This is a genomic window from Streptomyces graminofaciens, assembly GCF_030294945.1.
Taxonomy (GTDB): domain Bacteria; phylum Actinomycetota; class Actinomycetes; order Streptomycetales; family Streptomycetaceae; genus Streptomyces; species Streptomyces graminofaciens.
In genome coordinates, this window is sequence record NZ_AP018448.1 from 5,059,687 (window position 1) to 5,072,995 (window position 13,309).

The 13,309-nt window shown below is 70.4% G+C and carries 14 protein-coding genes; 5 read left to right on the forward strand and 9 right to left on the reverse strand.

Annotated elements, in window-relative coordinates:
* Window positions 1-98 precede the first annotated feature (98 nt).
* Window positions 99-641 (forward strand): PPA1309 family protein, encoded by a 543-nt coding sequence (locus SGFS_RS21495; RefSeq protein WP_286252527.1) that lies wholly within the window; start codon window positions 99-101, stop codon window positions 639-641.
* A gap of 124 nt (window positions 642-765) precedes the next feature.
* Here the strand turns inward: SGFS_RS21495 and SGFS_RS21500 are convergent, their stop codons facing one another.
* The 4 genes from SGFS_RS21500 to SGFS_RS21515 all read right to left on the reverse strand — a co-directional run bounded on the left by SGFS_RS21500 (window position 766) and on the right by SGFS_RS21515 (window position 4,038).
* Window positions 766-1,863, reverse strand: coding sequence for a YlbL family protein (locus tag SGFS_RS21500; protein WP_286252531.1), 1,098 nt, complete (start codon window positions 1,861-1,863; stop codon window positions 766-768).
* Window positions 1,864-1,934: 71 nt separating this feature from the next.
* A complete protein-coding gene (locus tag SGFS_RS21505; protein ID WP_286252533.1) occupies window positions 1,935-2,156 on the reverse strand; it encodes a hypothetical protein in 222 nt (73 codons plus the stop codon).
* A gap of 106 nt (window positions 2,157-2,262) precedes the next feature.
* On the reverse strand, window positions 2,263-2,724 hold the full coding sequence (locus tag SGFS_RS21510) for a molybdenum cofactor biosynthesis protein MoaE (protein ID WP_286252534.1): 462 nt from the start codon (window positions 2,722-2,724) through the stop codon (window positions 2,263-2,265).
* 201 nt (window positions 2,725-2,925) lie between these two features.
* Complete coding sequence (locus tag SGFS_RS21515) at window positions 2,926-4,038, reverse strand: SDR family oxidoreductase (protein ID WP_286252535.1); 1,113 nt, start codon at window positions 4,036-4,038, stop codon at window positions 2,926-2,928.
* Window positions 4,039-4,230: 192 nt separating this feature from the next.
* Between SGFS_RS21515 and SGFS_RS21520 the strand changes: the two genes are divergently transcribed.
* On the forward strand, window positions 4,231-5,661 hold the full coding sequence (locus SGFS_RS21520) for a zinc-dependent metalloprotease (RefSeq protein ID WP_286252537.1): 1,431 nt from the start codon (window positions 4,231-4,233) through the stop codon (window positions 5,659-5,661).
* Complete coding sequence (locus SGFS_RS21525) at window positions 5,658-6,173, forward strand: NUDIX hydrolase (protein WP_286252538.1); 516 nt, start codon at window positions 5,658-5,660, stop codon at window positions 6,171-6,173. The genes SGFS_RS21520 and SGFS_RS21525 overlap by 4 nt, the downstream gene beginning before the upstream one ends.
* Window positions 6,174-6,328: 155 nt before the next feature.
* Here SGFS_RS21525 and SGFS_RS21530 read toward each other — a convergent pair whose 3' ends face one another.
* From SGFS_RS21530 to SGFS_RS21545, 4 genes are all read right to left on the reverse strand, one after another.
* The gene (locus tag SGFS_RS21530; protein ID WP_286252540.1) at window positions 6,329-7,081 is read right to left on the reverse strand and encodes an AIM24 family protein; all 753 of its coding nucleotides are present in this window, start codon (window positions 7,079-7,081) and stop codon (window positions 6,329-6,331) included.
* A gap of 28 nt (window positions 7,082-7,109) precedes the next feature.
* The gene (locus SGFS_RS21535; protein ID WP_286252541.1) at window positions 7,110-7,787 is read right to left on the reverse strand and encodes an AIM24 family protein; all 678 of its coding nucleotides are present in this window, start codon (window positions 7,785-7,787) and stop codon (window positions 7,110-7,112) included.
* Window positions 7,788-7,795: 8 nt separating this feature from the next.
* Entirely contained in the window at window positions 7,796-9,409 is a 1,614-nt protein-coding gene (locus SGFS_RS21540) for a TerD family protein (RefSeq protein WP_286252542.1), read from the reverse strand.
* Between the two features lie 241 nt (window positions 9,410-9,650).
* Window positions 9,651-10,247, reverse strand: coding sequence for a M48 metallopeptidase family protein (locus SGFS_RS21545; protein ID WP_286252543.1), 597 nt, complete (start codon window positions 10,245-10,247; stop codon window positions 9,651-9,653).
* A gap of 218 nt (window positions 10,248-10,465) precedes the next feature.
* On the opposite strand from SGFS_RS21545, the gene SGFS_RS21550 reads away from it, so the two are divergent.
* Both SGFS_RS21550 and SGFS_RS21555 read left to right on the forward strand, forming a co-directional pair.
* Complete coding sequence (locus SGFS_RS21550) at window positions 10,466-11,743, forward strand: ThiF family adenylyltransferase (RefSeq protein WP_286252545.1); 1,278 nt, start codon at window positions 10,466-10,468, stop codon at window positions 11,741-11,743.
* Window positions 11,736-13,088: an ABC1 kinase family protein gene (locus tag SGFS_RS21555; protein WP_286252546.1), complete on the forward strand. Its 1,353-nt coding sequence runs from the start codon at window positions 11,736-11,738 to the stop codon at window positions 13,086-13,088. The genes SGFS_RS21550 and SGFS_RS21555 overlap by 8 nt, the downstream gene beginning before the upstream one ends.
* 7 nt (window positions 13,089-13,095) lie before the next feature.
* Here SGFS_RS21555 and SGFS_RS21560 read toward each other — a convergent pair whose 3' ends face one another.
* Window positions 13,096-13,305: a hypothetical protein gene (locus tag SGFS_RS21560; RefSeq protein WP_286252547.1), complete on the reverse strand. Its 210-nt coding sequence runs from the start codon at window positions 13,303-13,305 to the stop codon at window positions 13,096-13,098.
* Between the last annotated feature and the right edge of the window lie 4 nt (window positions 13,306-13,309).

A 13,309-nucleotide genomic window follows, 5' to 3' on the forward strand; every position in this document is an offset into this window, starting at 1 on the left:
TCCAGCGGGCCCCGTGATCGTAGAGGCCTCACCTATGCAACTTACTCACGCTTTACTCGGTTCCCGGTTCCGGTGACGAACGAGGCAGGATTGTGACCATGTCCAACACACCCATGGCAGCGAACCCGCTCACCCGGGCCGTGCTCGAGCTCGACGAGTACGCCTCCGGCCTCGGCTGGGACCAGCCCGCTCGCCTCTTCGCCCTCGTGGATACCGCTCGGCTGCGGGCCCAGGAACCCGCGCTCGCGGCCCAGCTCGGTCTTCAGGACGAGTCCGAGACCGCCGGTCTCACCCCGATCGAGCAGGACGAGGTCCCGTCCGGCAAGCCGCTTGACGAGTTCCTCGGCACCATCGCCTGGCCGGACTCGGTGGTCGGCTGCGCACTGACCGTGGAGCGGCTGATGCTGCCGCCGTCCGCCGAGGCGTCCGTACCGGCGGACCTCGACGGCGCCCGCCTCACCAAGTGGGTGGCCGACCACCCGGACCGCCAGGAGGTCCGGATGACGGTCGCGGTGCTCCGCGACGGCACCCGCGAGTCCGCCCTGCGCCTGCGCGAGAAGGACACCCCGACGGAGGTCCTGACGGGCCCGGAGCTGGTCCCGGGCCTGGCGGAGGCCCTGGCGGCGACGTTCGTGGACTGACCTTCAGCCGCTTCCGGCTTCGGATGTACGGCGATGGGGGCGCCCCGGTTCCGGGGCGCCCCCATGCGCGTGTACGTCTGTTTTCTTGTGCTCTTCTTGCGTCCTCTTCGAGTCGTCCTGTGTCTCAGCCCTTGGAGGTGCACTTCGGGAGGTCGGCTGTGTCGCCCGAGCGGATGTCCTTCAGGGCGTCCAGGGCGTCCTTTATGGTGTCGACCTTGACGAGGGTGAGGCCGTCGGGGGTGTCCTTGGCGGCGGAGGCGCAGTTGTCCTTCGGCGTCAGGAAGTACTGGGCGCCCTTGCCGCGCGCACCGACCGTCTTCATCTCGATGCCACCGATCGGGCCGACGTTCCCCTCGTCGTCGATGGTGCCGGTGCCGGCCACGAACTTGCCGCCGGTGAGGTTGCCCGGGGTGAGCTTGTCGTAGATGCCGAGCGCGAACATCAGCCCGGCGCTGGGGCCGCCGACGTCGGCGAGCTTGATGTCGATGGTGAACGGGAACGTGTGGTCGGTTCCGGCGGCGATGCCGACGATCGCCCGGTCCTCGCCCGTGTCGTCCGACTTGACGGTGGTGATCGTGACCTTCTCGGTCTCGGTCGCCGTCTTGTTCTTCTTCTCGGCGGCGGCCTGCGCCTTCGCGGGCACGATCGTGAAGACGACGTCCTCGCCGGGCTTGTGCTTGGTGACCAGTTTCGCCACGTCCCCTGGCGCCTCGACCGCCGTGCCGTCGACGGACTTGATGACGTCACCGGCGTGCAGCTTGCCCTCGGCCGGGGTGTCCTTGCGTACGCTGGAGACGATCACCCAGGACGTCACCGGGATGTCCAGCTGCTCCAGGGCGGCGACCTTGGCGCTCTCCTGGGACTGGCTGAACTCCTCGGCGTTCTCCTGCGTCGACTCCTCCTCGGTCTTGCCGTCCGGGTACAGCGTGTCGTGCGGCACGATCTTGTTGTCGTGCGCGAGCCAGCCGTAGACGGCCTCCACGAGGTTCATCTTGTAGTCGGCGGAGGTGACCCGGACCGTGGTCATGTTGAGATGGCCGGTCGTCGGATAGGTCTTGTGCCCCGAGATCTGCAGCACCGGCTCGCCGCCGTGGTCCCCGAGCGTGTTGACCGTCGGCCCCGGTGACATCTCCGAGTACGGCACGGGAATGAACACTCCCACACACAGGAGCGCGATCAGCATCAGGGTGGAGGCGAGCATCGTCGCGGTGCGGCGTGGCATGGAACGACAGTACGGGACAGCTCTGTCAACACACTGTCGGGGCCGCCGAGCGGGTACGCGCGCACGTGCGCCTAGCTCGCGGAGTGCGACCTCTCCATTGCCTCGCGGAAACGGGTGTAGCCCGCGAGTTCGGTGTCGTCCTCGATGGTCTTGCGGTTCCGGCCGACCCAGCCGGCCCACAGTCCGGCACAGATCGCAGCCACAAGCGGAATCAGCAACCAGGCAAGCGCCGCCATGCCGACCTCCCAACCCCAATCGAGCGACCGCAACTGACTGATCAGCAGATTAACCATCAGCTCCGTCAACGCTCACGCCGGGGGGCCGGTTACGCAACCGGAATACACACGGATGCCTTCCGGCCACAGCACGGGCGGCACCGGCCGTCGGACCCGCCGATCTTCAGCAGGCCCCCACCCACTCCTCCGTCCCGTCGGAGAACTTCTGGTGCTTCCAGATCGGCACCTCGTGCTTGAGGTCGTCGATGAGCCTGCGGCAGGCCTCGAAGGCCTCCCCCCGGTGCGGACAGGACACGGCGACGACGACGGCGAGGTCCCCGACCTTGAGATCCCCCACGCGGTGCACGGCGGCGAGCGCCCGGACCGGGTAGTCGGCGACCACCTTCTCGGCGATCCGCCGCATCTCGGCCTCGGCGGTCGGATGACACGAATAGCCGAGCGTGTCGACGTCGGCGCCTCCGTCGTGGTTGCGCACGGTCCCCACGAAGAGCGCGGTCCCGCCGGCGGCGTCGTCCCCGACGGCCCGGAAGACCTCATCGAGGGAGAGGGCGGTCTCGCGAACGGCGATCAGCTTGACGGGCTCGTCGGCCCCCTGCTCACCAGGATGATCGTTATTGGCAGCCATGCCTCCATCGTGCCTCACCAGCACACCAGGCGACATCGTCGTATCACCAGTCACGCGCGCGCGGAGCCTCGGAGCCTCGTACAGCGGCTGGTGACCGCGGGCAGTCGTGCCGCCGAGGTGGCACCCGTCCCGACGAGAGGGCACACCTCGAGCGCCGGGCCGCGCGCCCCACCCCCGCCCGGCCACCGCAAGGGCGCACCCTCAAAGCCGCCGCCGAGCCTTCCGCGCCCGCCGTACCAACGCCGCCGTGCCCAGCAGCGCCACCGTCGCGCCGGCCGCACCCGCCGCCGTCGCGTCCTTCCGCCCCAGCCGCCGCCCGGCGACCGTGTGCCGCCCCGAGACCTCCTCCAGCAGCTCCGCGAGGACCTCCTCGTTCGTCCACTGCGGCCGCCACCCGGCGTCGTACAGCCGGCTCCCGCTCACGACCCACGGGTACATCGTGTAGGCCAGGTCCCCCGCCGGCGAAGGTGTCAGCCCGATCCGGTGCAGCCGGGCCGCGGCGCCCAGCGCCACCGCCGACGGCAGTTCCATGCGCCGGATCCCACTGAGCTCCTCGACCTCCTCCTGCTCCAGCCAGCCCTCGCACCCGACGGCCAGCTCCCCGTCGACCTTCTCCAGCACGGCGTACTCCAGAGCACCGCACAGATCCTCGACATGGCAGAACTGCCAGGCGGGCCGGGACCCGGCCACCACAAGCAGCCGCGGCGACTCGAAGTACCTGGTCAGCGCCGTGTCCGTACCGCCGACGAGGACAGCGGGGCGTACGACGGTGACATTGAGGCCCGGATGGGCGCGCGGCGCCCGGCGTGCGAGGCGCTCGATCTCCAGCATGTCGCCGACCCCGGTGGCCTCGGCGGTCGCGCGCAACTCCGCGTCCTCGGAGAGCGGCAGCTCGTTGTCGGGCAGCGCCCCGTAGACCATCGCCGAGGTGCACAGCACGACCCGGTGCACCCCGGCCGCGGCGGCCGCCGTGAGCACGGTCTGGGTGCCGCGCACATTGAACGCGCTGCGCGCCGCCGCGTCCGTACCCAGGTCGAGGTCGACCGCGAGATGCACGACGACATCCGCCCCGCGCAGCTTGTCGGCGATCGCCGGGTCCCGTACGTCCAGGATGTGCCACTGGGCGTCCGCGCACTCGCCGCGCCGCTCGTCGATGGCGATGACCTGCCGGATCTCGTCGGACGCGGCGAGCCGCTCGGTGAGCAGCGCACCGACCCCGGACGCGGCGCCGGTGACCGCGACGACGGGCCCTCGCACGGCGGGATTGGTTGAAAGGTTTCGCGCTGCGCGAACCTGCGGATCTGGGGAACTCACCGGGCGTCTCCAGCGGTTGTCTTCAGTAGATACGCGTGTGACGCGTACGTACCAGGTGGCATCCATCCTGCCGCAGGCGTTCAGTCGGCGAAGCACCGAGGCCCGAACCCGCCGCGGTGTCTACGCTGGATGGTGTTCGGGCAGCCCGTGCCGTCGGCGAAGAGCCGCCGGCCCTACCAGCCGAGGAATCCCGTGAGCGACACCCCATTCGGATTCGGCCTTCCGCCGGAGGAGCCGGACGACGGCGACGAGGGCAAGAAGAAGGACCAGGAGAGCGGTGGTGGTCAGGGACCGGCCAACCCGTTCGGCTTCGGGTTCCCCGGGGCCGGCGGCTCCGGCGCCGACAATCCGTTCGCCGCGATGTTCGGTTCCATGAACCCCACCGACCTGGGCGCCGCCTTCCAGCAGCTGGGCCAGATGCTCTCGTACGAGGGCGGCCCGGTGAACTGGGACATGGCCAAACAGATCGCCCGCCAGACGGTCGCGCAGGGCACCTCCGACGGCACGAAGGACGCGAGCGTCGGCCCCGCCGAGCGCACCGCGGTCGAGGAGGCCGTCCGCCTCGCCGACCTGTGGCTGGACGACGCGACGTCCCTGCCGTCCGGCGCGGGCTCGGCCGTGGCGTGGTCCCGCGCGGAGTGGGTGGAGGCCACCCTGCCCGCGTGGAAGGAGCTGGTCGACCCGGTCGCCGAGCGGGTCGGCGGCGCCATGGGCGACATCCTGCCGGAGGAGATGCAGGCCATGGCCGGCCCGCTGATCGGCATGATGAAGTCGATGGGCGGCGCCATGTTCGGCCAGCAGATCGGGCAGGCCGTGGGCGTGCTCGCGGGCGAGGTCGTCGGCTCGAGCGACGTCGGCCTGCCGCTCGGCCCGGCCGGCAAGGCCGCGCTGCTGCCGCTGAACGTGGAGGCGTTCGGCAAGGACCTGGGCATCGCCAAGGACGAGGTCCGGCTCTATCTGGCCCTGCGCGAGGCCGCGCATCAGCGGCTCTTCGCCCATGTGCCGTGGCTGCGCTCGCATCTGTTCGGCGCGGTCGAGGGCTATGCGCGCGGCATCAAGGTCGACACGGCCAAGCTGGAGGACGTGGTCGGTCAGTTCGACCCGCAGAACCCCGAGGAGCTGCAGCAGGCGCTCCAGCAGGGCATGTTCCAGCCGGAGGACACCCCGGAGCAGAAGGCCGCCCTGGCCCGTCTGGAGACGGCGCTGGCGTTGGTGGAGGGCTGGGTGGACGCGGTGGTGCACGCGGCCGCGAAGCCGCGCCTGACGTCTGCGGACGCGCTGCGGGAGACGCTGCGCCGCCGCCGCGCCACGGGCGGCCCGGCCGAGCAGACGTTCGCCACGTTGATCGGCCTGGAGCTGCGGCCGCGCCGCCTGCGCGACGCCTCCCGTCTGTGGGCGTCCCTGACGGACGCGCGCGGTGTCGACGGCCGTGACGCCCTGTGGGCGCACCCGGACATGCTGCCCACGGCCTCCGACCTGGACGACCCGGACGGCTTCGTGCACCGCGAGCAGCTCGACTTCTCCGAGCTGGACAAGATGCTCGGCGAGGCCGCAGAGGGCGGCTCGACGGAGAAGCCGGACCTGAAGAAGGACCTGAAGAAGAAGGACGACGACACCGAGTGAGCCTGCACGACGACGCGGTCCTCGTACTGAAGAGCTACGAGGACCAGGCCGAGCTGCGCCAGACCTATCTGGACCACTTGGCGGCCCACCCGGACGGCATGTGGAAGGCCTGCGGCGACGGCCACATCACGGCTAGCGCGCTGGTGATCGACCCCGAGCGCGAGCGGGTGCTGCTCACGCTCCACAAGAAGCTGCGCATGTGGCTCCAGATGGGCGGCCACTGCGAGCCGGAGGACGTCACCCTTGCGGGCTCTGCCCTGCGCGAGGCGACGGAGGAATCCGGTGTCGCCGGGCTGACTCTCCTGCCGGGCGGACCGGTCCGCCTGGACCGCCATCACACACCCTGCGCCTGGCACCTGGACGTCCAGTACGCGGCCCTCGCCCCGTCCGGCGCCGTCGAGGCGATCAGCGACGAGTCCCTCGACCTGCGCTGGTTCCCGTACGCCGAGGTGGCGGACGTGGCCGACGACTCGGTCGTACGACTGCTGGAGGCGACGCGGGCCCGACTCTGAGGCCCGACTCTGAGGCCCGGCTCGATGTGGCACACCCGGCACGGTGTGGCGCTGCGGAACTGGGGGAAGACCCCCGTCGGGGGGAAGACGCCGTAAGGGGCGACCGCCATGGCGGCCGCCCCTTACACATGTGCCTGTCCGTGCTCCAAGGCCGATCAGTTGCGGCTGCCCCCGAGAGAGTTCCCGCTCAGCCCGCCGCCGCCCATACCGAACTGTCCGAGCACCCCGGACGTACGCACGTGCTGCGGCGGCAGCAGCTCGCTCGGCTGCACCAGGACGTGTCCGCGGCCTCCGAAGTGCATCTCCCAGCCCTCACCGGTGGAGCCCCTGCGGCGCCACACGGCGGAGGTGGAGGTCGGCGCCTGGAGCTGCGTACGCAGCGAGGTGGACCAGGCGATGACGGCGTCCGAGTCGACGCAGATGTTCTTCTCGGGCGTGACTTCGAGGGCGAGCGGCGCGCCCGAGGTCATCAGGACGACCTTGCCACCGCCGGACAGCTCCAGGTTGTACGCCCCCGCCGAGGCGACCTCGACGGCGCTGTCCACGGCGACGATGCCGACGTTGAGGGAGCCGTCGAAGGCGAGGACGGCGGAGGAGTCGACGGTGATGCCGCTGCCGACCTCCATGATGTGCAGGTACTGGGCGAAGTTCGCCAGGTAGACGATGCCGTTGCCCTTGCAGCGCATGAGTTCGAGGCGCTCACCGGTCATCCGCTCGACATTGCGCCAGCTGCGGTTGCGGTACTGGCTGTCGAACTCCACCTGCCCCTCGAAGGCCACCATGGCGCCCTGCCGGGCGAGGACGGGGCTGCTGCCGATGGTGACGTCGGTCTTGAGCAGTTGCGGGTTCTGCAGTGTGTAGCGCTCGGTGTGGTTCACCGGGATGTGCGCGAAGAGTGTGCTGTGCATGGTGTGCTGGTGCTCCTCTCAGCCCCGGTCAGCCACGGATCTTGAAGCGGTCGCCGGTGTCCTCGCTGGGCTGGACGACCACGAAGCCCTGCCCCTTGAACCCGATCTGGAAGGCCTCGCCACTGCCCCGGCCGATCAGGGCACCGGCCTTGATGGTGCGGCGGGCCTTCATGTCGAGGCCGTCGGTCCAGGCGATCAGCGCGTCGGGGTCGACATACGTCTCCCGCTCGGCGCAGTCGAGGGAGATCGGCACACCCCGGCTGACCAGGGCGACCCATCCGGTGCCGCGGATGACCAGGTTGGTCAGGCCGGAGCCGGAGAGCTTGGCGAGGCCCTTGACCGGCTCGATGGTGAGCTGGAGGGAGGCGTCGCAGGCCAGCAGGGTCGGGCCGTTGACCGACAGCGCCTCGTTGTTCAGGTGGAGGATGAGGACGTCACCGCCGTAGTCGGCGAGATAGAGCTCCCCGTCGCCCCGGCAGAGCATCAGCTTGCCGCCCTCGCCGCTGACCATCTCCTCGGCGCTGCGGCGCAGAGAGGCGGGCGCGGCGTCGAACTGCACATAGCCGTCGTACGCGATCATCGAGCCGGCCTTGGCCAGGAGGTCCTGACCGGTGACCATGGCGACCTTGAGCGTTTTGGAGCTGTGCACGCTCATACGGACGCCGGTGGACGTGGAGCGGTGCGCGTTGAGTGTCTGGAGGTCCATGCTCTGCCTCACACCTCGAAGGGCTGGACGACGACGAAGTTGCCGGGGGCGCCGCGGAACTGGAGGTTGATGGCCTCCTGGGTCTGCCGGGCGTACCCGGAGCGGCGCAGCCTGAGCGAGGTCGTGGTGACGGCCTGCGCGCCGGCGGACCAGGCGATGACGGCGTTGCCGTCGACGTAGGTGGCCGGGCCGACGGGCAGGACGACGGGAAGGCCGCGCGTCTTGACGACGACCGCGCCCGTGCCGGAGAAGAGCATGCTGAACAGGCCGCCGCCGGGCAGGCCCGCACCCTCGATACGGCGGATCTCGGTGTCCAGCGCCTCGTCGAAGGCGAGGACTCCGCGCGCGCTGGTGTAGAGCTGCTCGTTCTCCAGGCGGATGACGAAGAGATGGCTGCCCTCGTCGGCGAGGAACACCTCGCCGTCGCCGGAACAACGCATCAGGGCCATGCCCTGGCCGGTGAGCTGCCCGGTGAGCTTGCCGAGCAGACCGGAGCCCTTGTGGGCGAAATCGATGTCGCCCTGATAGGCGACCATGCTGCCCTGCTTGGCGAGGATGTTGGCGCCCTTGGTGAGCGTCGTCCGTACGAGCTGGGGGTTCTGTTCGGTCCAGCGGTCGCCGACGGGGGCTTCGCTGTACTTCGTCAGAACGGCGCGTAGGCCTGCCTCCGGCGGCACGGGCGCGAGTTGCGTACCACCGCCGAAGGGCTGTGCCTGGCCCGGGAAGGCGACGGGGGCGCCCGGGGGCGTGAACGGGCCTCCCTGCGGCGCGGCGCCGGGGGGCGTGAAGGGTCCGCCCTGCGGTGGTGCGCCGGGAGGCGTGAAAGGCCCGCCCTGCGGTGGGGCACCGGGAGGCGTGAAAGGCCCGCCTTGAGGCGCCGCCGGAGGCGGCACCGTGCCGCCGGGCGGCGTGTTCAGGGGCGCAACGATGGTCGGCGCGGCGTGCACGGAGGGCGAGGGAGCCGGGGGCGCGAAGCCCTGGTCGGGCGCCGGGGCGGGGGCGGGCACCGAAGCCGGCGGTGCGCCGAACGCGGGCGGGGCGAAGCCGGGGGCGGCGTCGGACTGGGGCTGCTGCGGTGCGGCGGCGGGCTCCTCCTCGGCGACCTCGCCTCCGAAGTTCTTCAGCAGCGCGTCCAGGCCGCCGTCGAAGCCCTGGCCGACTGCGGCGAACCGCCAGACGTCCTTCAGGTAGAAGTCGCCCAGCATCACGGCGCGCTCGGTGGAGAACTCCGAGCCGTCGAACGGATAGCGGGCCACCTCTTCGCCACCTGCGACGATGCGGACATAACCGGGGGAGATCTGCGACATCTGCCCGTTGCCGTCGATCGTCGCCGTGAACGACAGCTTCTGGATCTGCGGCGGGATCTTGTCGAGTGTGACTCGGAAGGACTCCGTGTCGCCCGACTGGGCACCGAGGAGCTGGATCGACTCCTCGGGGCTCTTCGGCTGGTTGAAGAAGATGAAGTACCGGTCGTCCGAGAGCCGTTCGTCGGCGTCCAGACCGAAGCAGCTGATGTCGAAGGTCAGTCCGGGGGCGGTGATCTGTACGCCTACGTACAGGTCCGTGCCCGCGGTGAGGTCACTGATCTTGGCCTTGTGGCCGCGTTGGAATTCCCTGGCCATGCGTAACGACCGTCCCCCATCCCGAAGTGAGTACGCCTGCGTGCGCGTCGCGTCAGGCTAACCGCAAAGTCCCGAGCCGTACGAGGCTGGTACAGACCCGGTACAAAAACGCGGCTTCGGCCGCCCGTACCGCGAAACGCACACGCGCGCGTGGAGTGCGCCGACTGCCCGTAGTGCGCGTTTTACGCGTCTCGGGCATCCGATGCGCCCCGTTTGCCGGGCGGTGGCATCAGGGGTGTTGTCACTCGTCGCGTCCGGCCGGCAGGTGCGGCAGCCGGTCGGCGGCCACCACTCCTTCGAGGTAGCCGCGAGCGCGCTCGGTGCGCGGATACGCCTCCAGCAGCCGCCAGAAGCGCGGGCCGTGGCCGGGCACGAGCAGGTGGGCGAGTTCGTGGAGGAGGACGTAGTCGACGACGTACTCGGGCATGCCCTGCAGGCGGTGCGACAGCCGGATACTGCCCTCGGCGGGGGTGCACGAGCCCCAGCGTGTGTTCTGGTTGGTGACCCAGCGGACCGACGTCGGGCGGGCCCGGCCGCCGAAGAACTGCTCCGACAGGCGCTCGGCGCGCTCGGCCAGTTCGGTGTCGCCGATGCGCCGTTTACTCTCCTGTGCGGCCAGCTTGTCGAGCATGACGGTCACCCAGCGTTGCTCCTCCGCCTCGGACATACGAGCGGGGATCAGTACGACGGTGCGATCGCCCTCGCGGTACGCGGAGACGGTTCTGCGCCGTCGCGCGCTCCTGCGAACCTCGATCGCGCTCGCCCCCGAACCGCTTGGCGGCTGGCTCGTCGTGCTGCGCTGTGGCTTTCCGGCGCGGTGCAGTGGGTCGGCGGGCACGCCCCGACGTTACCCGCTGCACATGGGGGAAGTCCCGCCTCGCGAACGGTTCGGTAAGGATCCGCACTCCGAGAGCCTGATTTGTACGACGAATACGGCCGCCTGTGGACAACTCTCGACACCAGTCGTCGCGGCCCGTACATGCTGGCACTCGTCGGCGAGCCATGCACGGACACCGTCGGCGCACGGGGACCTACTCACGACCACGGGGGTCGATCATGCATCCGATGGTGAAGCCGGCGCTGCGGCGCGGCTGGCGGGATCTCAACACCGTGCAGTTCGGGCTCGCGCCCGCGCACGCCATGGTGCTCGGGCCGATGGACACGGCAACGGGGAGTTTTCTCGACCTGCTCGACGGCACGCGCGGGCTGCCGCTCCTGCGTGACGAGGGCCGCAGAATGGGCTTGCCCGACGGGCATGTGGACGGGCTGGTGGACCGGCTCGCCCGCTCCGGTCTGCTGGACGACGTGAGGGGCGGCGGCCCGGCCGCCGACGAACTGCGGGGGAAACCCGAGGTCCTGGCCCGGCTCCGGCCGGACGCCGCCACGCTCTCGCTGATCGCGCCCGCCCCGGGTGACGCCATGAAGCAGCTGGCCGCCCGCCGTTCAATGCGCGTGCAGGTACGGGGCGCGGGCCGCGTCGGTGCCGTCATCGCCTCTCTCCTGTCGGGCGCGGGCGTCGGCGAGGTCGGCGTGTGCGACGTGGGCCGGGTCGAGCCGTGGGACGTGGCGCCGGGCGGTCTGCCCGCCGAGTCGATCGGTGACCGCAGGGACACGGCGGCACGGCGGGCCGCTCGCCTCGCCGCACCGGATCGCCCGCCCCGGCGCCGACGAGGACCGCAGTCGCCACCGGAGTTTTCGAAGAGCCAGGCGGAGGAGGGGCCGACGAACCGTCTTCGCGAGGAGCCCGGCTTCTCCCTGGTGATCGTCGCCCCGCGCGACGGTGTCGACGTCCACGCCCCCAAGCCCACTGCCGCCGAGCCGCTGATCGCCTCGGGCACACCCCATCTCTATGCCGGGGTCGTGGAGGGAACGGGTGTCGTCGGCCCTCTGGTCCTCCCCGGTGAGACGGCCTGCGCGGGCTGTCTCGACCAGGGGCGGGCCGATCGCGACGAGACCTGGCCGCGGCTGGTGGCCCAGTGGCGTTCCGGTCGGCCTCGTCAGGTCGAGGCGTGCGATCTGGCGCTGGCCACGACCGTCGCCGGGCTGGCCGCCGGGCATGCCCTCGCGTTCCTCGACGGGCGGTTGCCGTCCAGTGCGGGAGCCCGCTGGGAGACCACGTTGCCCGGGTTCGACTGGCACGCGCGCCCGGTCTGGGCACACCCCGCGTGCCCGTGCGCGGCCGCGGAGAGGGAGCCCGTCGAGAAAGGTAATGAGGAACACACCGCTATGGACGGGGGACCGCACGAGACAATGGCGGGGCATCAGCGGTCAACGAGGTTGTCCCGCAAGGCACACGCGGCACGGCCTGCTGGGACTTGGAGGGCGCATGTCTGATCTTCCCCGGAAGGCGGTCACCCGGACCGCCAAGCTTGCCGCGCTTCCGCTCGGCATCGCAGGCCGGGCCACCTGGGGACTCGGCAAACGGATCGTCGGCGAGTCCGCCGAGCTCGTGGGCCGCGAGCTGCAACAGCGCACGGCGGAGCAACTGTTCAAGGTCCTGGGCGAGCTGAAGGGCGGCGCCATGAAGTTCGGCCAGGCCCTGTCGGTCTTCGAATCGGCGCTCCCGGAGGAGGTCGCCGGCCCCTATCGCGCGGCGCTGACGAAGCTCCAGGAGGCGGCGCCCCCGATGCCGACACGCACGGTGCACTCCGTGCTCCAGGAGCGGATCGGCGACCATTGGCAGGAGCTGTTCCTGGAGTTCGAGGACAAGCCGTCCGCAGCGGCCTCGATAGGTCAGGTGCACCGTGCCGTGTGGCACGACGGCCGCCAGGTCGCGGTCAAGGTCCAGTACCCCGGCGCAGGGGAAGCCCTCCTGTCCGATCTGAACCAACTCGGCCGTTTCGCCCGCCTTCTGGGCCCGCTGATCCCCGGGATAGACGTCAAGCCGCTCATCGCGGAACTGCGGGACCGAGTCTCCGAAGAGCTCGACTACGGCTTGGAGGCTCAGGCCCAGCAGGCCCACGCGGAGGAGTTCGCGGGCGACCCGGACGTGGTGGTGCCGGCCGTGGTGCACCAGTGCGACCAGGTCCTGGTCACAGAGTGGATCGACGGCATACCCCTCTCGGAAGTGATCACCGACGGCTCTCAGGAGCAGCGCGACCGGGCAGGCCAGTTGTTGACCCGCTTCCTGTTCTCGGGCCCGGCCCGCACGGGCCTCCTTCACGCGGACCCCCACCCGGGCAATTTCCGTCTGCTGCCCGACGAGAAGCTCGGCTGGCGGCTGGGCGTCCTCGACTTCGGCACGGTGGACCGTCTGCCGGGCGGCCTGCCGGCCCCTATCGGTGATGCGTTGCGGCTGACCATCGAGGGCGAGGCCGAGGCCGTCTACGAGATGCTCTGTACGGAGGGTTTCGTGAAGGAGTCGATAGAACTGGACCCGGACGCGGTCCTCGACTATCTGCTCCCCATCATCGAGCCGGTGCGGGCGGACGAGTTCACCTTCGCCCGAGGATGGATGCGCAGCCAGGCCGCCCGCATAGCCGATCCCCGCTCCCCCGCCCACCAGCTCGGCAAGCAGCTGAACCTGCCCCCGTCCTATCTGCTCATCCACCGTGTGACGTTGAGCACGATCGGCGTTCTGTGTCAGCTCGGCGCCACGGTTCGTATGCGCGACGAACTGGAGGAGTGGCTGCCGGGGTTCCTGCCGGAGGAGGAGAGCGAGCCCGCCGCCGAGGCCTGAGCGGGGGTCACCACCAGGCCAAGTCGAGCCGTCCCTCAATCGCTCGCAGGTTCTCGCGGGCACAGGTCTCGCAGAGATAGTGCCGTCTGCCGTTCTCCACGGAGCAGGTCCACAGCGGCTGGGGGTCTTCGGTGGTGGCGCCACAGTTGGCGCACACAAGGGTCTGAGGGTCGACGGCAGAGCCGGAGCTGTCGTCGCCCCCGGAAAGACTCGTCACTCGG